22 protein-coding genes are annotated in these 22,064 nt (G+C 71.1%); 15 read left to right on the top strand and 7 right to left on the bottom strand.

What is annotated here, in order from left to right; all coding sequences use genetic code 11:
- Nucleotides 1–164: 164 nt before the first annotated feature.
- The 4 genes from ACZ6IM_RS01975 (at nt 165) to ACZ6IM_RS01960 (ending at nt 3,641) form a co-directional block, all read left to right on the top strand.
- Complete coding sequence (locus ACZ6IM_RS01975; protein WP_052838066.1) at nt 165–356, top strand: helix-turn-helix transcriptional regulator; 192 nt, start codon at nt 165–167, stop codon at nt 354–356.
- A gap of 59 nt (nt 357–415) precedes the next feature.
- A complete protein-coding gene (locus ACZ6IM_RS01970) occupies nt 416–979 on the top strand; it encodes a GNAT family N-acetyltransferase (protein WP_469553854.1) in 564 nt (187 codons plus the stop codon).
- 117 nt (nt 980–1,096) lie between these two features.
- On the top strand, nt 1,097–1,339 hold the full coding sequence (locus tag ACZ6IM_RS01965) for a heavy-metal-associated domain-containing protein (protein ID WP_052838065.1): 243 nt from the start codon (nt 1,097–1,099) through the stop codon (nt 1,337–1,339).
- Between the two features lie 34 nt (nt 1,340–1,373).
- Nucleotides 1,374–3,641: a heavy metal translocating P-type ATPase gene (locus ACZ6IM_RS01960; protein ID WP_052838064.1), complete on the top strand. Its 2,268-nt coding sequence runs from the start codon at nt 1,374–1,376 to the stop codon at nt 3,639–3,641.
- Nucleotides 3,642–3,653: 12 nt separating this feature from the next.
- Here the strand turns inward: ACZ6IM_RS01960 and ACZ6IM_RS01955 are convergent, their stop codons facing one another.
- Together ACZ6IM_RS01955 and ACZ6IM_RS01950 are read right to left on the bottom strand one after the other, a co-directional pair.
- Entirely contained in the window at nt 3,654–4,253 is a 600-nt protein-coding gene (locus ACZ6IM_RS01955) for an anthrone oxygenase family protein (protein WP_469553851.1), read from the bottom strand.
- Nucleotides 4,250–5,089: an NAD(P)H-binding protein gene (locus ACZ6IM_RS01950; protein WP_052838284.1), complete on the bottom strand. Its 840-nt coding sequence runs from the start codon at nt 5,087–5,089 to the stop codon at nt 4,250–4,252. Before ACZ6IM_RS01950 ends, ACZ6IM_RS01955 begins: the two co-directional genes overlap by 4 nt.
- A gap of 138 nt (nt 5,090–5,227) precedes the next feature.
- Here ACZ6IM_RS01950 and ACZ6IM_RS01945 point away from each other — a divergent pair, with 138 nt between their 5' ends.
- Nucleotides 5,228–6,274: a LysR family transcriptional regulator gene (locus tag ACZ6IM_RS01945; protein WP_469553849.1), complete on the top strand. Its 1,047-nt coding sequence runs from the start codon at nt 5,228–5,230 to the stop codon at nt 6,272–6,274.
- Nucleotides 6,275–6,911: 637 nt separating this feature from the next.
- On the opposite strand, the gene ACZ6IM_RS01940 is transcribed toward ACZ6IM_RS01945, so the two are convergent.
- Nucleotides 6,912–8,210: a citrate synthase gene (locus ACZ6IM_RS01940; RefSeq protein WP_052838062.1), complete on the bottom strand. Its 1,299-nt coding sequence runs from the start codon at nt 8,208–8,210 to the stop codon at nt 6,912–6,914.
- A gap of 237 nt (nt 8,211–8,447) precedes the next feature.
- Nucleotides 8,448–10,709 carry an SF1B family DNA helicase RecD2 gene (recD2, locus tag ACZ6IM_RS01935; protein ID WP_469553847.1) on the bottom strand — a complete coding sequence of 754 codons (2,262 nt, stop codon included), beginning with the start codon at nt 10,707–10,709 and terminating at the stop codon, nt 8,448–8,450.
- A gap of 66 nt (nt 10,710–10,775) precedes the next feature.
- On the opposite strand from recD2, the gene ACZ6IM_RS01930 reads away from it, so the two are divergent.
- Both ACZ6IM_RS01930 and ACZ6IM_RS01925 read left to right on the top strand, forming a co-directional pair.
- Complete coding sequence (locus tag ACZ6IM_RS01930; protein WP_469553845.1) at nt 10,776–11,348, top strand: Uma2 family endonuclease; 573 nt, start codon at nt 10,776–10,778, stop codon at nt 11,346–11,348.
- A gap of 32 nt (nt 11,349–11,380) precedes the next feature.
- Nucleotides 11,381–11,932 carry a hypothetical protein gene (locus tag ACZ6IM_RS01925; protein WP_052838059.1) on the top strand — a complete coding sequence of 184 codons (552 nt, stop codon included), beginning with the start codon at nt 11,381–11,383 and terminating at the stop codon, nt 11,930–11,932.
- Here the strand turns inward: ACZ6IM_RS01925 and ACZ6IM_RS01920 are convergent.
- Both ACZ6IM_RS01920 and ACZ6IM_RS01915 read right to left on the bottom strand, forming a co-directional pair.
- On the bottom strand, nt 11,889–12,086 hold the full coding sequence (locus ACZ6IM_RS01920) for a DUF397 domain-containing protein (RefSeq protein ID WP_052838058.1): 198 nt from the start codon (nt 12,084–12,086) through the stop codon (nt 11,889–11,891). The two genes, ACZ6IM_RS01925 and ACZ6IM_RS01920, sit on opposite strands and share 44 nt — an antisense overlap.
- 6 nt (nt 12,087–12,092) lie before the next feature.
- The gene (locus ACZ6IM_RS01915; protein WP_469553843.1) at nt 12,093–12,932 is read right to left on the bottom strand and encodes a helix-turn-helix domain-containing protein; all 840 of its coding nucleotides are present in this window, start codon (nt 12,930–12,932) and stop codon (nt 12,093–12,095) included.
- Nucleotides 12,933–13,144: 212 nt separating this feature from the next.
- Here ACZ6IM_RS01915 and ACZ6IM_RS01910 point away from each other — a divergent pair, with 212 nt between their 5' ends.
- Together ACZ6IM_RS01910 and ACZ6IM_RS01905 are read left to right on the top strand one after the other, a co-directional pair.
- On the top strand, nt 13,145–13,573 hold the full coding sequence (locus tag ACZ6IM_RS01910) for an ATP-binding protein (RefSeq protein WP_052838056.1): 429 nt from the start codon (nt 13,145–13,147) through the stop codon (nt 13,571–13,573).
- A 41-nt stretch (nt 13,574–13,614) separates the two neighbouring features.
- The gene (locus ACZ6IM_RS01905) at nt 13,615–14,406 is read left to right on the top strand and encodes an ArsR/SmtB family transcription factor (protein ID WP_469553840.1); all 792 of its coding nucleotides are present in this window, start codon (nt 13,615–13,617) and stop codon (nt 14,404–14,406) included.
- Between the two features lie 9 nt (nt 14,407–14,415).
- Here ACZ6IM_RS01905 and ACZ6IM_RS01900 read toward each other — a convergent pair whose 3' ends face one another.
- Entirely contained in the window at nt 14,416–15,363 is a 948-nt protein-coding gene (locus tag ACZ6IM_RS01900; RefSeq protein WP_469553838.1) for an RNA polymerase sigma-70 factor, read from the bottom strand.
- Between the two features lie 134 nt (nt 15,364–15,497).
- On the opposite strand from ACZ6IM_RS01900, the gene ACZ6IM_RS01895 reads away from it, so the two are divergent.
- The 6 genes from ACZ6IM_RS01895 to rbsD all read left to right on the top strand — a co-directional run bounded on the left by ACZ6IM_RS01895 (nt 15,498) and on the right by rbsD (nt 22,019).
- Entirely contained in the window at nt 15,498–15,983 is a 486-nt protein-coding gene (locus tag ACZ6IM_RS01895) for a carboxymuconolactone decarboxylase family protein (protein WP_052838282.1), read from the top strand.
- 160 nt (nt 15,984–16,143) lie between these two features.
- Nucleotides 16,144–17,187: a LacI family DNA-binding transcriptional regulator gene (locus ACZ6IM_RS01890; protein ID WP_052838053.1), complete on the top strand. Its 1,044-nt coding sequence runs from the start codon at nt 16,144–16,146 to the stop codon at nt 17,185–17,187.
- A complete protein-coding gene (locus tag ACZ6IM_RS01885; protein ID WP_052838052.1) occupies nt 17,184–18,719 on the top strand; it encodes a sugar ABC transporter ATP-binding protein in 1,536 nt (511 codons plus the stop codon). Before ACZ6IM_RS01890 ends, ACZ6IM_RS01885 begins: the two co-directional genes overlap by 4 nt.
- Nucleotides 18,709–20,664 carry an ABC transporter permease/substrate-binding protein gene (locus ACZ6IM_RS01880; RefSeq protein ID WP_469553835.1) on the top strand — a complete coding sequence of 652 codons (1,956 nt, stop codon included), beginning with the start codon at nt 18,709–18,711 and terminating at the stop codon, nt 20,662–20,664. The genes ACZ6IM_RS01885 and ACZ6IM_RS01880 overlap by 11 nt, the downstream gene beginning before the upstream one ends.
- Nucleotides 20,665–20,712: 48 nt before the next feature.
- A complete protein-coding gene (locus ACZ6IM_RS01875) occupies nt 20,713–21,633 on the top strand; it encodes a ribokinase (protein WP_052838050.1) in 921 nt (306 codons plus the stop codon).
- Nucleotides 21,630–22,019: a D-ribose pyranase gene (rbsD, locus tag ACZ6IM_RS01870; RefSeq protein ID WP_052838049.1), complete on the top strand. Its 390-nt coding sequence runs from the start codon at nt 21,630–21,632 to the stop codon at nt 22,017–22,019. Before ACZ6IM_RS01875 ends, rbsD begins: the two co-directional genes overlap by 4 nt.
- Nucleotides 22,020–22,064 lie beyond the last annotated feature (45 nt).

Here is a 22,064-nt window from a genome sequence, read left to right as displayed (position 1 = left end):
TCACGGGCGCACGGGGCTTCCGTCACACCCGGGCACGGCCCCTGACCGCCCCTCACCCCGCGTCGTTCACCCGGAACAGGCTTGGTGATCGCCAGCGCAGCGCCCGGCTCCCCCCGGCGGCCGTCCCCGGTCGCCGCCGCGGCGCGCGCGGGGAGGTGCAACGAGTGACCGACCGAAGGCTCTGGTCCTACAAGGACATCGCGGCCCACATCCACGTCCAGCCGGACACCGTGCGGTCGTACCGCAAGCACGGGCTGCTGCCGCCGCCCGACCACGTGGAGGGCGGAAAGCCGTACTGGTACGCGGACACGGTCCGGACCTGGGTGGCGTCCCGCCCGCGCAACCGGAACAAGTAGCGGGGCACCGCCGGAAAACCGTTCTGTGCCCCACGCCGGCGTGGGGCACAGTGCCGTGCATGGACTTCTCCGTGAAACCCGTCCTCACCGGCGACAAAGCCGTCCTGCGCCCGTTCACCGCCGAGGACGCCGACGCGATGTGGGAGATCGTCAACGACCCCGAGGTCGTCCGCTTCACCTTCGAGCCGACCACCGAACTCACCCTGGACGGACTGCGTTCCTGGTACGGCGTGCGCACCGCCGCCCCCGACCGGCTCGACCTGGCCGTCACCGACCGGGCCACCGGGGAACTCGTCGGCGAGGTCGTCCTGTACGAGTGGGACCCGTCGGCCCGCAGCTGCACCTTCCGCACCCTGATCGGGCCCCGGGGCCGCGGCCGCGGGCTGGGCAGCGAGGCGACGCGGCTCATCGTCGGGCACGCCTTCGAGCAGGTCGGCCTGCACCGCGTCCAGTTGGAGGTCTACGCCGACAACCCGCGGGCGCGGCGGGTGTACGAGAAGGCCGGTTTCGTGGTGGAGGGCGTGCGGCGGGAGGCCGCCCTGCGGTACGGCGTGTGGGTGGACGACGTGCTGATGGCGGTCCTCGACCACGAGTGGGCCGCACACGGACGCGACGCGGGGTGACGCGGGTGACGGGGCGAACCTCGCCTTTATACCCCCTAGGGGTAAGGTGGGTTGTGTGGTCCGGACCGCGGGCCACGGGTACCCGCCCACGCACGTCCCCCGACGAGGAGTAACGACATGACCGCCCAGACCGACACCGCCCAGGGCTCCGTCACCACCGTCTACAAGGTGAGCGGGATGAGCTGCGGCCACTGCGAGGGCGCCGTCTCCGGCGAGATCTCCGAGATCGCGGGCGTCGGCTCGGTGCGGGCCGTCGCCTCCACGGGCGAGGTCACCGTCGTCTCCGAGGCCCCCCTCGACGACGCGGCCGTGCGCGCCGCCGTGGACGAGGCGGGCTTCGAGCTCGTCGGCCGGGTCTGAGCCCCGGCGCACCCACCGTTGCGGAGTCAGGACCATGACCAGCACCACCGCGGACACCCGCACCACCGCGACGGCCGCCGACCCCGGCCTCGCCGAGGTCGAGCTGCTCATCGGCGGGATGACCTGCGCCTCCTGCGCGGCCCGCGTCGAGAAGAAGCTCAACCGCATGGACGGTGTGACCGCCACGGTGAACTACGCGACGGAGAAGGCCCGGGTCAGCTACCCGGCGACCACCGAGGTCGCCGACCTGATCGCCACCGTCGTGAAGACCGGGTACACCGCCGAGGAGCCCGCGCCGCCCCCGGAGCCCTCGGACCCGGACGAGGACGGCCCCGGGGAGCGCGGCGACGGCCCGGAGCTGTCGGCCCTCCGTCAGCGCCTGGTCGTCTCGGTGCTCCTGGCCGCCCCCGTGGTCCTGCTGGCGATGGTCCCGGCGCTCCAGTTCGACAACTGGCAGTGGCTCTCGCTCACCCTGGCCGCGCCCGTCGTGGTGTGGGGCGGGCTGCCCTTCCACCGCGCCGCCTGGACGGGCGTGCGGCACGGCGCGGCCACCATGGACACGCTGGTCTCACTCGGCACGCTCGCGGCGTTCGGCTGGTCCCTGTGGGCGCTGTTCTTCGGCGACGCGGGCATGCCGGGCATGCGGCACGGCTTCGACCTCACCGTCTCCCGCACGGACGGCGCCTCCACGATCTACCTGGAGGCGGCGGCCGGGGTCACCGCCTTCCTCCTCCTCGGCCGCTGGCTGGAGGCCCGCTCCAAGCGGCGTGCCGGGGCCGCGCTGCGGGCGCTGCTGGAGCTGGGCGCCAAGGACGTGGCCGTGCTGAGGGACGGGCGCGAGGTGCGGATACCGGTGGCCCGGCTCGCGGTGGGCGACCGGTTCGTCGTCCGCCCCGGCGAGAAGATCGCCACCGACGGCACGGTGACCGAGGGCGCCTCGGCCGTGGACGCCTCCCTGCTGACCGGCGAGTCCGTGCCGGTGGACGTCACCGTCGGCGACGCCGTCACCGGCGCCACGGTGAACGCCGGGGGCCGGCTGGTGGTCGAGGCGGCCCGGGTCGGCGCCGACACCCGGCTGGCGCGGATGGCGAAGCTGGTGGAGGACGCGCAGAGCGGCAAGGCCGAGGTGCAGCGGCTCGCCGACCGGATCTCCGGCGTCTTCGTGCCCGTCGTGCTGCTGATCGCGGTCGCCACCTTCGGCGGCTGGCTCGGCGCGACCGGTGACACGGTCGCCGCGTTCACCGCCGCAGTCGCCGTCCTGATCATCGCCTGCCCGTGCGCGCTGGGGCTGGCCACCCCGACCGCGCTGCTGGTCGGCACCGGGCGCGGCGCCCAGCTCGGCATCCTCATCAAGGGCCCCGAGGTGCTGGAGTCCACCCGGCGCGTCGACACCGTCGTCCTGGACAAGACCGGCACCGTCACCACCGGCCGCATGACCCTGCACGAGGTGTACGCCGCGAAGGGCGTCGACGAGGAGGAGCTGCTGCGGCTCGCGGGCGCCGTCGAGCACGCCTCCGAGCACCCGGTGGCCCGCGCCGTCGCGGCCGGGGCCGAGGAACGGCTCGGCGCGCTGCCGGGCGTCGAGGACTTCGAGAACGTTCCCGGGCGCGGTGTACGCGCCCGCGTGGAGGGCCGCGAGGTGGCCGTGGGGCGCCTCTACGACACCCTGCCGCCCGAGATCGCCCGGGCCGGGGACGAGGCGGAGAGGAACGGCCGTACGGCCGTCGTCGTCGGCTGGGACGGTGAGGCGCGCGGGGTCGTCGCCGTGGCCGACGCGGTCAGGGAGACCAGCGCCGAGGCGGTGGCCGGACTGCGCCGCCTCGGCCTGACCCCCGTCCTGTTGACCGGCGACAACCGCCGGGTGGCCGAGTCGGTCGCGGCGGCCGTCGGCATCGACGAGGTGATCGCCGAGGTACTGCCCGAGGACAAGGTCGCGGTGGTGGAGCGGCTGCGGGCCGAGGGCCGTACGGTCGCCATGGTCGGGGACGGCGTCAACGACGCGGCCGCCCTCGCCACCGCCGATCTGGGGCTGGCGATGGGCACGGGGACGGACGCGGCGATCGAGGCGGGCGACCTGACGCTGGTGCGCGGGGACCTGCGGGTGGCGGCGGACGCGATCCGGCTGTCCCGGCGCACCCTGGCCACGATCAAGGGCAACCTCGTGTGGGCCTTCGGCTACAACGTGGCCGCGCTGCCGCTGGCCGCCGCCGGGCTGCTGAACCCGATGATCGCGGGGGCGGCGATGGCCTTCTCCTCGGTCTTCGTGGTCACCAACAGCCTCCGGCTGCGCGCCTTTCGCTGACGCCCGGCCCTGTCAGTGGCCGGCCCCGCGACCGTCGTACGCGTACTGCGGGGTGGCCGTCCGGAACGGGGCGCCGGTCTCGCGGGAGGTGGACGCCGCCGCCCGGTCGGCGGAGAGCCGGTCCGCGCCGTACAGGACCAGGGCCCAGGCCAGGCAGGCGAAGGCCGCCGTGTGCAGCAGCGCGCGCACGATGTTCCAGGTGACCCAGGCCGCCTCGAACCGTTCGCGGACGGCGGCCGGATCGCCGATGGAGTCCGGGTCGCCGGCCCGCTCCAGCTGGTCGTTGAGCGGCACGTTCACCGTGACGGTCACCGCGAACGCGACCAGGTAGAGCGCGAGCGCGGCCACGAGCCAGGGCAACGCGGGCCGGCCGTGTCCGCGCCAGGCGAGGAACACCGCCAGGGCGATCAGTGGGATCGACCCCATGAACGGGAGCATGAACACGGGGTTGACGATCGACTTGTTGATGCCCTGCATCGTCGCCGTGAACGTGTGGTCGGAGGTACCGCGCAGTCCCGGCATCACGGCGTAGGCGAAGGCCGCGAAGAGCCCCGCCATCAGGCCGGAGGCGATGACCGAGGCGAGCAGGGTGCCGGTCTGGGTGGCTTTCACGAGGTGGCTCCCGGGCTCCAGACGCCGGTGGCCGCGGCCTCGGCGGCATACTCGGTGAAGTCGCGGGCCGGGCGGCCGAGGACCTGGCGGACGCCGTCGCCGAGATGGGCGTTGCGGCCGTCGAGGACTTCCGTGAACAGGTACGTCAGCAGGCCGGTGACGTCGGCGGGGACGCCGTGCGCGGCGAGTTCGGCGGCGTAGGCCTCCGCGGGGACGGTGACGTAGCCGATCTCGCGTCCGGTCGCCGCTCCTATCTCGGCCGCGGCCTGCGCGAAGGTGAGCAGCCGCGGGCCGGTCAGGTCGTAGGTCCGGCCGGTGTGTCCGCCTTCGGCCAGGACGGTGGCGGCGACCTCCGCGATGTCGTCGGCATCGACGAACGGCTCCTCGACGTCCCCGACCGGCAGCGCGAGCTCCCCGTCGAGGATCGGGCCGAGGAAGTCGCCCTCGCTGAAGTTCTGCGCGAAGAAGGAGGCACGCAGGACCGTCCACTGCGCGCCCTGGGCCGCCAGCGCCCTCTCGCAGGCCTCGGCCTCCGGCTCGCCGCGCCCGGAGAGCAGCACCAGACGGCGTGCTCCGGTCCGCACCGCGAGTTCGGCGAAGACGCCGATCGCCTCGGGGGCGCCCGGCACGGCGAGGTCCGGCTGGTAGGACACGTAGACGGCGTCGACGCCGGCCAGGGCCGGCTGCCATGTCGTGGCGTCGTTCCAGTCGAAGGGGATTCCGCCGTTCCGTGAGCCGATCCGGACCTGGTGGCCGCGATCGGTCAGCCGACGTACGACACGGCGTCCGGTCTTTCCGGTTCCGCCCAGGACCAGGGTGAGTGCGGGGGATGTCATGGTGATCGCCTCGGCTTTCGTGGTGGGCGCTTCGGTGCCCGCCTTCTGTGGTGTGGTCCCAGCCTCGGCCGTCCGCGTGTGGTCATCAACGGCCATTCCTGCAAGGATCGTTGACCTCTGGGTTGTCGATGGGGGGGCGTGGTGGAGCGGCGTGAGATCGAGATCTTCCTGACGGTCGGCGAGGAGCTGCACTTCGGACGCAGCGCCGAGCGGCTGCACGTCTCGGTGGCCATGGTCAGCAAGACGGTGCGGAAACTGGAACGCTCGGTCGGCACGAACCTCTTCGAGCGGACCAGCAGACGGGTGGCCTTCACCGCGACCGGCCGGCGCCTGTTCGAGGACCTGAAGCCCGCGTACCAGGAGATCCAGGACGCCTTCGCGCGGGCGGTGGCCGCGGGCCGGGGACTGGACGGCGTGCTGCGGGTCGGGTTCCTGGGAACGGTGACCGCGGAGTTCGTGATGCGTGCGGCGGAGCTGCTGCGGACCCGGCATCCGGGATGCGAGGTGCGGCTGCACGAGAGCCGTTTCACGGACGGGACGGCGCCGCTGCGCGACGACGTGATCGACGTCCTGCTCATCGACAACTTCGCGGCACCGGTGTCGACGCTCGCACCCGGCCACAGCGCGGGCCCGGTGCTGTTCCGGGAGGCGCCCGTGCTCGCCGTCTCGGCGCGGCATCCGCTGGCGCGGCGGGAGGCGGTGGACGTGTCCGAGCTCGCGCGGTACGAGATGCTGCGGCCGCGGGCGTCCTCGGAAGGGGCGGAGCGGACTTCCGCCCCCGGGCAGGCGGCCGGGAGTTCCGTCCCCGGGCAGACGCCACGGTGGGCCGCTCCCGAGGGCGCGGAGCGGCTGTTCCCCGCGGGACGCCCGCAGTCGCCGTCCGGGCTCGGCGGAGCGCCGGGGGGCCGGGGGGCCGGGCGGAACACGGAGTTCGGCAGTGTCCAGGAGATGTGGGCGCTGGTCGGCGCGGGTCACGGGGTCTTCCCCGTCCCGTCGCACGCGAGCGTGTACGACGCCCGCCCCGACGTCGCCTTCGTCCCGGTCGAGGGCGCTCCGGCGTACGAGTGGCGCCTGATCTGGCTCTCCGCGGCGGACAACCACCGTATCCGCGCCTTTTCCGAGGCGGCCCGCGACTACGCGGCGGCCCATCCCGATCCGCTGACGCGGGCCGCACGGGCGAACTGAGGCCGGGCCGCGCGTACCGCGGCGGTGGTCCGCATTTCACGCAGGTCGAGGGGCTGCGCCTATGGAGTCCGGCACTCACCTCACATAAGCTCTTCACAAGGCTCGCGCATCTTCCTTACGCTTGAGTCCCGCGCGACGTACGGGGCTCTTGCGCACTTAACGGACACGTGCAAGAGACGCAGATCACAGTGATGCGAACGTAACCATCTAAGGGGTTCGAAGGTCTAAGTTGGCGATGTCAGGCAGCGTCTTGGGGGGCGCCACCTGGCATCTGGGGATGTCTTGGGGGACTTTCCCAGAGCTGCGTTGCCGGGACACGTACACCGGGAAGCTTTGAGCGGCCCTCCCGGGCGTGCGCTGTCCCGGCAGACCGCACGACGAGTACGAAGAGCACGACGAGTACGACACAACAGCGATTCAGGCGCTGTCCTCACAGACGCCCGGCCGGATCCCGTGGGGGGAATCCGCACCGGGACATGGGAAGGCGCCCTGGTTCGTCGGCCCGTGGGGGGACCGGCGCCAGGGCGCCTTCTGCTGTCCGGGTCCGCGCGGCCGGCAGGCCCACGGCACGGAGAAGTCCCGTACCGCTCGGGGCGATACGGGACTCACCAGGTGCGCCGCGGGGGTGTCTTGCGGCTCAGCGCTCCTCGACGGGGACGAAGTCGCGCTCGACGACGCCCGTGTAGATCTGGCGCGGGCGGCCGATGCGGGAACCCGGCTCCTTGATCATCTCGTGCCACTGGGCGATCCAGCCCGGCAGCCGGCCGAGGGCGAACAGGACCGTGAACATCTCGGTCGGGAAGCCCATGGCCCGGTAGATCAGGCCGGTGTAGAAGTCCACGTTCGGGTAGAGGCTGCGCGAGACGAAGTAGTCGTCGGAGAGCGCGTGCTCCTCCAGCTTCAGGGCGATGTCCAGCAGCTCGTCGGACTTGCCCAGGGCGGAGAGCACGTCGTGCGCGGCGGCCTTGATGATCTTGGCGCGCGGGTCGAAGTTCTTGTAGACCCGGTGGCCGAAGCCCATCAGGCGGACGCCGTCCTCCTTGTTCTTCACCTTGCGGATGAAGGAGTCGACGTCGCCGCCCGCGTCGCGGATGCCTTCCAGCATCTCCAGCACCGACTGGTTGGCGCCGCCGTGCAGCGGGCCCCACAGGGCGTTGATACCGGCCGAGATCGAGGCGAACATGTTCGCCTGCGAGGAGCCGACCAGGCGGACCGTGGAGGTCGAACAGTTCTGCTCGTGGTCCGCGTGCAGGATCAGCAGCTTGTCGAGCGCCGCGACGACCGTCGGGTCCAGCTCGTACTCCTGCGCCGGCACCGAGAACGTCATGCGCAGGAAGTTCTCGACGTAGCCGAGGTCGTTGCGCGGGTAGACGAACGGGTGGCCGATGGACTTCTTGTACGCGTAGGCCGCGATCGTCGGGAGCTTCGCGAGCAGCCGGATCGTGGAGAGGTTGCGCTGCCGCTCGTCGAACGGGTTGTGGCTGTCCTGGTAGAAGGTGGACAGCGCCGAGACCACCGACGACAGCATGGCCATCGGGTGGGCGTCGCGCGGGAAGCCCTTGTAGAAGTTCTTGACGTCCTCGTGCAGCAGGGTGTGCTGCGTGATCTCGTCCTTGAACGCGGACAGCTCGTCGACGGTCGGCAGCTCACCGTTGATCAGCAGGTAGGCCACCTCCACGAAGGAGGAGCGCTCGGCCAGCTGCTCGATCGGGTAGCCGCGGTACCGGAGGATGCCGGCTTCGCCGTCCAGATAGGTAATGGCGGATTTGTAGGCGGCGGTGTTGCCGTAACCGCTGTCCAGCGTCACCAGACCGGTCTGGGCGCGGAGCTTCCCGATGTCGAAGCCCTTGTCACCGACGGTGCTGTCGATCACCGGGTAGGTGTACTCGCCGTCGCCGTACCGCAGTACTACCGAGTTGTTGGTGTGCTCGCTCACGTCTTCCCTCACCGACGTAGTGCCTCATCTTCGAGGTGCCCTGACTGTCTCTACCATCCCCCACTTGGCTCAGGAGAGTGCACTCGGGGTCGACCATCGGGCCTATCGGCGGCACTCAGTGCCGCCAACTTGCTCATCCTGCCCCCTTCGGGGCCCATCCGGAAGTGCTGTGTGACCTTTCCGACTCGTTTGATCGATCATTTTTTTCACACGGGCGGAGAGGTTTACCGCAAGGTTTCACGGCCGGGGCCCGGCAAGCCGGAAGTCGAGCGCCGTACAGCGTCTTCCGGCCGAGACCGTGCGCACCGCCTGCCCGATCGCCTTGCGCGAGCCGACGAGGACGACCAGCTTCTTCGCCCGGGTGACCGCCGTGTACAGCAGGTTCCGCTGGAGCATCATCCAGGCGCCGGTCGTCACGGGGATCACCACCGCCGGGTACTCGCTGCCCTGGGAACGGTGGATGGTGACCGCGTAGGCGTGGGCCAGCTCGTCGAGTTCGTCGAAGTCGTACGGCACCTCCTCGTCCTCGTCGGTCAGCACCGTGAGGCGCTGGTCCACCGGGTCGAGCGAGGTGACGACGCCCACGGTGCCGTTGAAGACGCCGTTCTCGCCCTTCTCGTAATTGTTGCGGATCTGGGTGACCTTGTCGCCGACCCGGAACACCCGTCCGCCGAACCGCTTCTCCGGCACGTCCGGGCGGCCCGGCGTGACGGCCTGCTGGAGCAGCCCGTTCAGCGTCCCGGCGCCGGCGGGGCCCCGGTGCATGGGCGCCAGCACCTGGACGTCCCGGCGCGGATCGAGCCCGAACTTCGCGGGGATGCGGCGGGCGGCGACGTCGACGGTGAGCCGCCCGGCCTCCTCCGTGTCGTCCTCGACGAAGAGGAAGAAGTCCTTCATCCCGTCGGTGACGGGATGCTGTCCGGCGTTGATCCGGTGCGCGTTGGTGACCACGCCGGACTGCTGGGCCTGCCGGAAGACGCGCGTGAGACGGACGGCGGGAACCGGGCTGCCGGGCGCCAGCAGGTCCCTCAGCACCTCCCCCGCCCCCACGCTGGGCAACTGGTCTACATCGCCGACGAGCAGCAGGTGGGCGCCGGGCGGGACGGCTTTCGCGAGCTTGTTGGCGAGGAGCAGATCGAGCATCGACGCCTCGTCCACCACCACCAGGTCCGCGTCGAGCGGCCGCTCCCGGTCGTAGGCGGCGTCGCCGCCGGGCTTCAGCTCCAGCAGCCGGTGCACGGTGGACGCCTCGGCGCCGGTCAGCTCGGACAGCCGCTTGGCGGCCCGGCCGGTGGGCGCGGCCAGCACGACCTTCGCCTTCTTGGCCCGCGCCAGCTCCACGATGGACCGCACGGTGAAGGACTTGCCGCAGCCAGGTCCGCCGGTGAGCACGGCGACCTTCTCGCTGAGCGCGAGTTTGACGGCCTCCTCCTGCTCGGGCGCGAGGTCGGCGCCCGTGCGCCGCTTCAGCCATCCGAGCGCCTTGTCCCAGGCCACCTCCCGGAAGCCGGGCATCCGGTCCTCGTCCGTGTGGAGCAGGCGCCGCAGCTGTCCGGCCAGGGCCAGCTCGGCGCGGTGGAAGGGCACGAGGTAGACGGCGGTGACGGGCTCCCCGCCCTCGGGATGGGGCACCTTCTCCCGCACGACCCCGGGGTCGCCGTCCGGCTCCTCCGGCTCGGCGGCCAGCTCCGCCAGGCACTCGATGACGAGCCCGGTGTCCACCTGGAGCAGCTTGACCGCGTCGGCGATCAGCTTCTCCTCGGGGAGGTAGCAGTGCCCCTGGTCGGTGGCCTGCGACAGCGCGTACTGCAGCCCGGCCTTGACCCGCTCCGGGCTGTCGTGCGGGATCCCGACGGACTGGGCGATCTTGTCGGCGGTGAGGAAGCCGATGCCCCAGACGTCGGCGGCGAGCCGGTAGGGCTGGTTCTTCACGACGGAGATCGAGGCGTCGCCGTACTTCTTGTAGATCCGCACGGCGATGGAGGTGGACACCTCGACAGTTTGGAGGAAGAGCATGACCTCCTTGATCGCCTTCTGCTCCTCCCAGGCGTCGGCGATCTTCTTGGTCCGCTTGGGCCCGAGACCGGGCACCTCGATGAGCCGCTTGGGCTCCTCCTCGATGATGGTGAGCGTGTCCAGCCCGAAGTGCTGCGTGATCCGGTCCGCGAAGACCGGCCCGATGCCCTTGACCAGCCCGGACCCCAGATAGCGCCGGATGCCCTGCACGGTGGCGGGCAGCAGCGTCGTGTAGTTCTCCACGTGGAACTGCTTGCCGTACTGGGGGTGCGACCCCCAGCGCCCCTCCATCCGCAGCGACTCCCCCACCTGCGCGCCGAGCAGCGCGCCGACGACGGTCAGCAGGTCGCCGGCGCCTCCGCCGGTGTCGACGCGGGCGACGGTGTAGCCGTTCTCCTCGTTGGCGTACGTGACACGCTCCAGGACGCCTTCGAGGGTGGCGAGCCGCCTCTCACCGGGGGCCGCGGGGGGCTGGTTGGGCATGATCCGACGGTACCGGTGGGGACTGACAGGGAGGTCGGAGAGTCGCCTTCTCAGTACTCTGGGCTCATGGAGTACGCCAAGATGCGCGCCATCGCCGCGGAGCTCGGGGCCTACTCGGAGCAGCTCGAGGGGGCGTGGAGCGTCGAGATCGGGCCCTCCGGTCCGGTACTGGCGATGATGTGCTCGTCGAAACGACACGAGGGCACGGTCCGCCGCATCTACAAGCAGTTGGACGCGCAACTGCCCGGCACCCACCCCGGCTACATCTGCCCGAACGGCCCCGAGATCGAGCACCCCGCACTCGGCCGCATGCGCCGCCCGGACGCCGTCGTGATCCCCGAAGCCACCCTTGACGAAGAGGGCCTGGCCGTCGACGCGACGCAGGTGCTGGCTGCCGTCGAGATCGTCTCGCCGTCCAACCCGAGTAACGACTACGACGAGAAGCTGGCCGACTATCCGGCCATGGGCATCCCGCACTACATGATCGTCGACCCTCGCACCGGCACGATCGAGGTGCACTCCGAGCCGTGCAAGGGCCGCTACAGCAGCAAGGAGCCGTACATCTTCGGCGACACGGTGCCGTTCGGTCCGTGGACGGTGGAGACGTCGGAGTTCCGCCGGTACGGCAGGGACGGCTGAGGCCAGTTGTCCATGGGGCGGCGGAGGGGAACATGGGGCTGACCTACGGCTACGACGTCTATCTGCGTCCGCGGAACGTCGCGGGGGCGCTGGCCGCCGTGGCAGAGCTGGCGGCGCCGTCCCGTGACGTGCCGCCGCTCGACGTCACGCTGCCCGGCGGCGAGCGGATCACCCTCCCGTTCACGTCCGGCTTCCGCAGCGAGCCGGTCGACTGCTCCTCGATCGACACGTTCGACCTGGACACGTCCCTCATGTTCCCGGTCGACGACGCGGTGCGGGAGTACGGGGAGGCGTACGGTCTGCCGCCCGAGGAGGACGGACGGGTCCGGATCGGGTACGTCTACCTGACGGTCCGGTTCCGTTCCTTCCTCGATCCCCGGTACACCTCCATGGAGTTCTGGGCGGCGACGTCGGGCATGAGCCGCCTGTTCGAGCGGTCGGCGAGCATCAGGAGGACGTTCACCGACCTCGCCGCCGCCGTCGACGCCGAGTGCTGCCAGTTCGACGTGGGCGACGGCGGCCCCGGGGAGGTGTGCTGGGTCAGCGGGGACGCGGGGTTCCCTCCGGGTCCTCCACCGTCGTGAGGAAGCGCGTGAAGGCGGCGCGGGGGAAGGTGAGAGTGGCTCGGGCGGGGGCTTTGGAGTCGCGGACGGCGACGTGGGCTGGGCGGGTTGCGATCTCCACGCAGTTGTTGCCGTCGCCCTCGCCGGAGTAGGACGACTTGCGCCAGTTGTCCATGGGTGCTCACAGCTCCTTCGTCAGCCGGTGGATGAAGACACGCGATCGATCCGGGTCGAGCGAGACTGCTTCTACCTTACGGAAGCGCGTTCGATAGGCGCCGAGCTGGGCTTCGGAGTCAATGAGGAACGCACCGTGCGGCGCATCGCGCGCGACCGTATCCAACTTGCGTACAGGCCCACCGATGTACGTCATCGTGCTTGAGGCCCTTGCGAACCCGTCCAGGTCGAACGGGATAACCCGCAAGGTGATTCGGTCGGCCTCGGACATCTCCAGAAGGTGGACGAGTTGGGCCCGCGTGGCAGCGCGATCACCGACCCTGATGCGGAGGGCGGACTCGTGGATCACGATTTCGTGGGGGAACGTGGCTCTCCCCTGCCTCGTCAGCCGATGACGCACCCACAGCTCCAACTCCTCGTCGGTCAGTTCGGGAATCCTCGACGAGAAGACGGCCCGGGCGTAGTCCTCCGTCTGCAAGAGCCCCGGCACATACAAGATGGCCACATCCTGCTGGAAGGTGGCGTGGTGATCCAGTTCGGCCAGATCTAGAAACGGCGTGGGAAGCAGCTCTCGGTACTCCTCCCACCAACCCCTTGTGCGGTCGGTGGCCATTTCCACCAGGGCATCGACGAGTTCCTCGTCCGTGCAGGCGTAATGGGAAGCGAGCCGCCTGAGCCGCTGCTCGCTGACTCCCGACAGTCCTGCCTCGATCTGACTGATCTGGACGTTGCTGACACCAAGCATGCTCGCGGCCTGCCGAGCGGTGAGGCCGGCCGCCTCACGGAGTTTGCGCAGCTCCACAGCCAGGCGCAGTTGACGCGCCGTTGGTTCGCGCCTCGTGGGCAATGACGGCTCCTCACCTCAACGCGTCTACAGACACGACTCGTTCGGGGTGAAGATTACGCGATCAGCTTGCCTCGCCGAAACTTTCAGGTCTACCGTCAGTGACGCGGCGCACACCGTGCGAAACCGGAAGCGCACCGTTCCGTCCTGCCACGACGGCTCCGGCAATGACACCGACCCGCCCCCAACTTCCCCCATAGACAAGGAAATTACGCATGCCCGAAAACGAACCCTGGGAGTACTCCCTCTACATCCCCAACGACCTGCGCGCCGTCACCATCAGCCGCCGCACCCTCCGTCTGGTCCTCACCATGCACGGACTGATCCGCCTCGTCGACGTCGCCGAGCTGCTCGCGACGGAGCTGGTCTCCAACGCCGTACGGCACACCAAGGGCCCCGCCGCCCTCCGTATCCGCTGGTCGCCGCCGGGCACCCTGCGGATCGGGGCGTGGGACGCGGACCCGGAACCGCCCGAGCCGCCGGCGCGGTTCGAGAAGGTGACGGAGCTGGAGGAGGGCCGCGGGCTGGCGCTCGTGCGGGCCTGTGCGGACGTGTGGGGCTGGCACCCGCTGGCCAGGCACGGCAACCGGGGCAAGTACGTGTGGTGCGAGTTGCGATTGACAGGCAGCCACCTGGCTGCCTAACGTAATAGGCAGCCAATGGGCTGCATGTCAGAGGGGCGGAGATGGACGAGGTCTTCAAGGCGCTGGCGGACGGCAGTCGGCGTCGGCTGCTGGACAGTCTCAACGCGCACAACGGGCAGAGCCTGCGCGAGCTGTGCGCCGGGCTGGACATGGCCCGGCAGTCGGTCAGCAAGCATCTGGCGGTGCTGGAGGCGGCCCGCCTGGTCACCACCGTGCGGCGGGGCCGGGAGAAGCTGCACTACCTCAACGCCGAACCGATCAACGCCATCACCGAACGCTGGATCAGCCGCTACGACCGGGAGCGGGTGCACGCACTCGCCGACCTCAAGCACGCGCTGGAGAACACCGCCATGGACAGCAACGCGTTCGTGTACACGACCTACGTCAGGACCACGCCCGAGAAGCTGTGGCAGGGCCTGACCGACCCGGCGTTCACGCGCCGCTACTGGGGGCTGGAGTTCGGTACCGACTGGGCGGTGGGGTCGCCGGTGGTGTGGCGGGAGCGGGGGGCGGAGACCGCCGACCCCGAGCAGGTCGTGCTCGAGTCCGACCCGTACCGGCGGCTGTCGTACACCTGGCACACCTTCACGCCCGAGTGGGCCGCGGCCAACGGGATCGACGGCGACACCTTCGCCAGGCTCTCCGCCGAGCGGCGTTCGAAGGTCGCCTTCGAGATCGAGGACCTCGGGGGGTCGGTGAGACTGACCGTCGTCCATGACGGGTTCGAGCCCGGCAGCACCGCCCGCGAGATGATCCGGCACGGCTGGCCGGCCCTGGTCTCCAGCCTCAAGACGCTGCTGGAGACCGGCGAGACGCTCCCGGAACCTCGGTGAGCCGATCGTTCAGCGGCTCAGGGCCGTCTCCTCACGCATGCGCGACAGCTTCTCCGGATTACGCACCGCGTAGAGCCCCGTGATGCGCCCGGCCTCGAAACGGACCGCCACCACCGTGTCCAGCTCGCCGTCGAGCCGGATGACCAGGGCCGGGTGTCCGTTGACCTGGGCCGGGTCCATCCTCATCTCCATGTCCAGCTTGACCAGGCCGCCCAGCATGAGGCGGGCCACCTTGTCGGCGCCGACGACGGGCCGCAGCACCGCCTGCTTGATGCCGCCGCCGTCGCCGAGCAGGACCACGTCCGGGGAGAGCACGTCCAGCAGCCCTTGCAGGTCGCCCGTCTCCACGGCCCGCTGGAACGCGGTGAGCGCCTCGCGGGACTCGGTCGCCGAGACCTCCCCGCGCGGGCGGCGTGCCGCGACGTGCGCGCGGGCCCGGTGGGCGATCTGGCGGACGGCGGCGGGGCTCTTCTCCACCGCCTCGGCGATCTCGTCGTAGCCGAGGTCGAACACCTCGCGCAGCACGAACACCGCCCGCTCGGTCGGCGTCAGCGTCTCCAGGACCAGCATCATCGCCATCGACACGCTGTCGGCCAGCTCGACGTCCTCGGCCACGTCGGGCGCGGTGAGCAGCGGCTCGGGCAGCCAGGAGCCGACGTAGGACTCCTTGCGGCGGCCGAGCGTGCGCAGCCGGTTCAGGGCCTGGCGGGTGGTGATGCGCACCAGGTAGGCGCGGCGGTCGCGCACCGTGTCGAGGTCGACTCCCGCCCACTTCAGCCAGGTCTCCTGGAGGACGTCCTCGGCATCCGCGGCCGAGCCGAGCATCTCGTAGGCGACGGTGAAGAGCAGATTGCGGTGGGCAACGAAGGCCTCCGTGGCGCCGTCCTGTTCGCGGCCGCTGTTCTCGCTGGTCACCAGCTTCTCCCGTTCGTTCGGTTCCGGCGGTGTCTCGTGCACGGGACACCGGCCGCCGGGGTTCTGTGACACCCGCCGGTGGTGTCCTGGGTCACGTTCCCGCCCTGTCACAGGGTGCGGGGCGGCGGCGTCTTGTGTTCGTCACCGAGACACCGAGAGCGAGCGAGGACGAGACCATGGACACCCGATTCAACCTGTTCGAGAACGAGGTCGGCAGCCGGTTCGCCAAGCGGTTCGCGGGCACCGCGATGATCCTCCAGCAGTCGACCCTGCCGCACTCCACGCAGGAACTGGTGGCATTGCGGGCCAGCCAGATCAACGGCTGCGGGCACTGCATCGACATGCACACCAAGGAGGCCGCGGCCGCGGGCGAGAGCGCGGTACGGCTCCACCTGGTCGCCGCCTGGCGCGAGTCGACCGTGTTCACGGAGGCCGAGCGGGCCGCACTGGCCCTCGCCGAGGAGGGCACCCGGCTCGCCGACGCCCACCAGGGCGTGTCCGACGAGACCTGGGCCCAGGTGCGCAAGCACTACGACGACAACGAGGTCGCCGCGCTGGTCTGCGAGGTCGCCATGATCAACGCGGCCAACCGGCTCGCCGTGATCACCCACCAGAAGGGCGGCTCGTACGAGGCGGGGATGTTCGCGGCGGCGGTGGGCTGAGCGCCGCAAGCGGTAGGGGCCGCACCCGGGGTGACATCCCCGGGTGCCGCCCTTTTCTCCGGTCACGATTCCGTCTCGGCCCCGGCCGACCCCTTGAATCCGCCCGTGTAATCGTTTCCAATCCTCCGTGTAATCGATTCCACGAGGAGGTGGAACGACGATGGCGAGCATCAAGGACGTCGCCGCCGAGGCGGGTGTGTCCGTCGCGACGGTCTCGCGGGCGCTCAACGGCCACCCGTCGGTCAGCGCCGCCGCACGCGCCCGCGTGCTGGCCGCCGTCGAGACGCTGGGCTACCGCCCCAACGCCGTCGCCCGGTCGCTGCGCACCGACCAGACCCGCACCCTCGGCCTGGTCATCAGCGACGTCATGAACCCGTACTTCACCGAGCTGGCCCGTTCCGTCGAGGAGGAGGCCCGCGCGCTCGGCTACAGCGTCATCATCGGCAACGCCGACGAGCGGCCCGACCTCCAGGACCACCACGTCACCACGCTGCTGGACCGGCGGATCGACGGGCTCCTCGTCTCCCCCACCGACGGCGGCTCGCCGCGCATGCTGGACGCCGCGCGGGCCGGGACGCCGATGGTCTTCGTCGACCGCTGGATCCCCGGCGTGGACGTGCCCGTGGTGCGGTCGGACGGGCGGGCGGCCGTACGGGACCTCGTCGCGCATCTGCACGGGCTCGGGCACCGGCGGCTCGCGATCATCGCCGGGCCCGCCGCCACCACGACCGGACGCGAGCGCGTCGACGCCTTCCGCGAGGCGCTCGCCGCGTACGGGCTCCCCCTCCCGGACGCCTACATCGGCCAGGGCGACTTCCAGGCCGGCAGCGGACGCCGGGTCACCGAGGGCTTCCTCGACCTGCCCGAGCCGCCCGAGGTCGTCTTCGCCGCCGACAACCTGATGGCGCTCGGCGCGCTGGACGCCGTACGCGCGCGCGGGCTGCGGGTCCCCGAGGACATCGGGCTGGCCGCGTTCGACGACATCCCGTGGTTCGTGCACACCGATCCGCCGGTCACCGCGATCGCCCAGCCGACCCGCGAGCTGGGGCGGGCCGCCGTACGCGCCCTCGTGGAGCGGATCGCGGGGCGCGCCGGTGAGTCCGTCGCCCTTCCGGCCCGGCTCGTCGTACGCCGCTCATGCGGCGAGCCGCCCCCCGCACCACACCCCCCGTCCCCGTCCCCCGTACGAAGGAGTACGCCGTGAGCAGCCGCAGTCCGGACGAGTTGCTGCGCATCGAGGGCATCCGCAAGACCTTCCCCGGCGTGGTCGCGCTCGACAGCGTCGACTTCGACCTGCGCCGGGGCGAGGTGCACGTGCTCCTCGGTGAGAACGGCGCGGGAAAGAGCACGCTCATCAAGATGCTCTCCGGCGCCTACACGCCCGACGCCGGGCGGATCCTGGCCGGTGGTGAGGAGGTGCGCGTCCACGGTGCGCAGGACTCCGAGCGCCTCGGGATCGCCACCATCTACCAGGAGTTCAACCTCGTCCCCGACCTGACGGTCGCCGAGAACATCTTCCTGGGGCGCCAGCCCCGCCGGTTCGGCATGATCGACCGGAAGAGGATGGACGCCGACGCCGAGGTGCTGCTGGAGCGGGTCGGGGTCAAGGTCTCCCCGCGGGCGCGGGTGCGGGAACTCGGCATCGCCCGGCTCCAGATGGTCGAGATCGCCAAGGCGCTCAGCCTGGACGCGCGGGTGCTCATCATGGACGAGCCGACCGCCGTCCTCACCTCCGACGAGGTCGAGAAGCTGTTCGCCATCGTGCGGCGGCTGCGCGAGGACGGCGTCGGCATCGTCTTCATCACCCATCACCTGGAGGAGATCGCCGCCCTCGGAGACCGGGTCACCGTCATCCGGGACGGCCGGAGTGTCGGGCAGGTGCCCGCCTCCACGCCCGAGGACGAACTGGTCCGGCTCATGGTCGGTCGGTCGATCGAGCAGCAGTACCCGCGCGAGCGCACCGACGCCGGTGAGGCGCTGCTCAAGGTCGAGGGGCTGACGAGGGACGGTGTCTTCCACGACGTCGGCTTCGAGGTGCGGGCCGGTGAGGTCGTCGGCATCGCGGGGCTGGTCGGGGCCGGACGCACGGAGGTGGTGCGGGCGGTGTTCGGCGCCGATCCGTACGACGCCGGAACCGTGCGGGTCGCGGGCGCGCCGCTGCGGCGGCACGACGTGAACGCCGCCATGGCCGCCGGGATCGGTCTCGTCCCCGAGGACCGCAAGGGGCAGGGTCTCGTCCTCGACGCGTCCGTCGAGGAGAACCTCGGACTCGTCACCCTGCGCTCCAGCGCCCGCGCCGGGCTCGTCGACCTCAAGGGGCAGCACGCGGCGGCCGAGCGGATCGCCGGGCAGCTCGGGGTGCGGATGGCCGGGCTCGGGCAGCACGTGCGGACGCTGTCCGGCGGCAACCAGCAGAAGGTCGTCATCGGCAAGTGGCTGCTGGCCGACACCAAGGTGCTGATCCTCGACGAGCCGACGCGCGGCATCGACGTCGGTGCCAAGGTCGAGATCTACCAGCTCATCAACGAACTGACGGCCGCCGGTGCCGCCGTGCTCATGATCTCCAGCGATCTGCCGGAGGTGCTCGGCATGAGCGACCGCGTGGTCGTCATGGCGCAGGGTCGGGTCGCGGGTGAACTCACCGCCGAACAGGCCACCCAGGACGCCGTCATGGCGCTCGCCGTCAGCACCCCCCACACCAACGGAACCGGAACGGAGGCCCCCCGTGGCCACTGACACGCTCAAGAGCAAGCCGGGCGCGCAGGGCGCCACGGGCGGTCTGCGCCGCCTGCTGCTCGACAACGGCGCGCTGACCGCGCTGATCGTCCTCGTCATCGCCATGTCGGCGCTGTCCGGGGACTTCCTGACCGCCGACAACCTCCTCAACGTCGGCGTGCAGGCCGCCGTCACCGCGATCCTCGCCTTCGGCGTCACCTTCGTCATCGTCTCGGCGGGCATCGACCTGTCGGTCGGCTCGGTCGCCGCGCTGTCGGCCACCGTGCTGGCCTGGAGCGCCACCGAGGCCGGCATGCCGGTCGTCCTCGCGGTGCTGCTGTCCGTCCTGACGGGCATCGCCTGCGGTCTGGTGAACGGCTTCCTCATCTCGTACGGGAAACTGCCGCCGTTCATCGCGACGCTCGCCATGCTGTCGGTGGGCCGCGGTCTGTCGCTGGTCATCTCGCAGGGCTCGCCGATCGCCTTCCCGGACTCGGTCTCCCACCTCGGTGACACGCTCGGCGGGTGGCTGCCGGTGCCGGTCCTCGTGATGATCGTGATGGGTCTGATCACCGCGTTCGTCCTCGGTCGGACCTACATCGGCCGCTCCGTGTACGCCATCGGCGGCAACGAGGAGGCCGCGCGGCTGTCCGGCCTGCGGGTGAAGCGGCAGAAGCTCGCCATCTACGCCTTCTCCGGGCTGTTCGCCGCCGCCGCGGGCATCGTGCTCGCCTCCCGGCTCTCCTCCGCACAGCCGCAGGCCGCGCAGGGCTACGAGCTGGACGCCATCGCCGCCGTCGTCATCGGCGGTGCCTCGCTGGCGGGCGGCACCGGCAAGGCCTCGGGCACGCTGATCGGCGCGCTGATCCTCGCCGTGCTGCGCAACGGCCTCAACCTGCTGTCCGTCTCCGCGTTCTGGCAGCAGGTCGTCATCGGTGTCGTCATCGCGCTGGCGGTGCTCTTCGACACGCTGCGCCGCAAGGCGGGCGCGGTCACACCGGCGGCCGGGGCGTCCGGCGGCGGTGGCCGGGGCAAGCAGGCACTCACGTACGTGATCGCGGCCGTCGTCGCGGTGGCCGTCGTCGGCGCCACCTCGCTGCTGCACAACGGTTCCTCCGGCGGCAAGGACCAGAAGATAGGGCTGTCGCTGTCCACGCTCAACAACCCGTTCTTCGTGCAGATCAGGAACGGCGCGCAGGAGGAGGCGAAGAAGCTGGGCGTGGACCTGACGGTCACGGACGCCCAGAACGACGCCTCCCAGCAGGCCAACCAGCTGCAGAACTTCGTCAGCGGCAGCCTGTCCGCGGTCGTCGTCAACCCGGTGGACTCCGACGCGGCCGGCCCCTCGGTGCGCTCGGCGAACAAGGACGACATCCCCGTCATCGCCGTGGACCGCGGCGTCAACAAGGCGGACACGTCCGCGCTGGTCGCCTCCGACAACGTCGAGGGCGGCAAGCTGGGCGCCCGGGCGCTCGCCGAGAAGCTCGGCGGCAATGGCACCATCGTCATCCTCCAGGGCCAGGCCGGCACCTCCGCCAGCCGGGAGCGCGGGGCGGGCTTCGCGGCCGGGCTGAAGGAGTACCCGGGCATCAAGGTCGTCGCCAAGCAGCCCGCGGACTTCGACCGCACCAAGGGCCTGGACGTGATGACCAACCTGCTCCAGGCACACCCGGACGTCGACGGCGTCTTCGCGGAGAACGACGAGATGGCACTGGGCGCGATCAAGGCGCTGGGTTCGAAGGCCGGCAAGTCGGTCCAGGTCGTCGGCTTCGACGGCACCCCGGACGGGCTGAAGGCGGTCCAGGACGGCACGTTGTACGCGTCCGTGGCGCAGCAGCCGAAGGAACTGGGCAGGATCGCCGTACAGAACGCGCTGCGGGCTGCCGAGGACAAGAAGGTGGAGCGGACGGTGAAGGTGCCCGTGAAGGTCGTCACCCAGGAGAACGTGGCCGGCTTCGAGGGCTGAGACCGGCCCCGGCAACCAGCGGGAACCACTCGAATCGGAGAACGATTGATGTACGACTACGACCTGCTGGTCGTCGGGTCGGCCAACGCCGACCTGGTGATCGGTGTCGAGCGGCGGCCGGCGGCCGGCGAGACGGTGCTCGGCTCCGACCTGGCCGTCCACCCGGGCGGCAAGGGCGGCAACCAGGCCGTCGCCGCCGCCCGGCTCGGCGCCCGTACGGCCCTGCTGGCCCGGGTCGGCGACGACGACTACGGCCGGCTGCTGCTGGACTCGCAGCGGGCGGCCGGTGTGGACACGGTCGGTGTGCTGGTGGGTGGCGCCCCGACCGGCGTCGCGCTGATCACCGTCGACCCGTCCGGGGACAACAGCATCGTGGTCTCGCCGGGCGCCAACGGCCGGCTGGCACCGGGTGACGTCCGCGCCGCGGCGAGCCTCTTCCACGCCTCCCGGGTGGTCTCCACGCAGTTGGAGATCCCGCTGGAGACGGTCGTGGAGGTGGTCCGCTCGCTCGCGCCGGACAGCCGCTTCGTGCTGAACCCGTCGCCGCCCCGGCCGCTTCCCCAGGAGGTGCTGGCCGCCTGCGACCCGTTGATCGTCAACGAGCACGAGGCGAAGGTGATCCTCGGGGACTCGCTGGTCGGCGAGCGTCCCGAGGACTGGGCCCGCGTGCTGCTGGCCAAGGGGCCGCGCTCGGTGGTCGTGACGCTGGGCGCCGAGGGCGCGCTGGTCGCGTCGGCGGCCGAGGGCGTGGTGCGGGTGCCGTCCGTGAAGGTGGCGGCGGTGGACACGACGGGCGCGGGCGACGCCTTCACCGCGGCGCTGGCCTGGCGGCTCGGCACCGGCGAGTCGCTCGCCGGGGCGGCGGCGTACGCGGCCCGGGTGGGCGCGGCGGCGGTCACGAAGGCGGGGGCGCAGGAGTCGTACCCGACGGCGGCCGAGGCCGACGCACTGGAGGCCGGGGCGCTGTGAAGAAGACGGGCATACTCAACCGCCACCTCGCGGGCGCCCTCGCCGAACTCGGGCACGGGGACGGCGTGCTGGTCTGCGACGCGGGCATGCCCGTGCCGGACGGGCCGCGCGTCGTCGACCTGGCCTTCCGCGCCGGAGTGCCGGCCTTCGCCGAGGTGCTGGACGGCCTGCTGGCCGAGCTGGTCGTCGAGGGCGCCACGGCCGCGACGGAGGTCCGGGCGGCGAACGCCGCGTGCGCCGAGCTGCTCGACGGGCTCTTCCCCGCCCTCGAACTGGTCCCGCACGAGCGGCTCAAGGAGCTGTCGGCGGGCGCGCGGCTGATCGTGCGCACCGGGGAGGCGCGGCCGTACGCCAACGTGCTGCTGCGGTGCGGGGTCTTCTTCTGAGGGCCTGCGTGGAAAAAGCTCGGGAGGGCCCGGTCGTCGACCGGG

Source organism: Streptomyces sp. NPDC042336, from assembly GCF_055581985.1.
The sequence above is the reverse complement of the archived record's forward strand: the minus strand, read 5'-3'. Positions and strand labels throughout refer to the sequence as shown.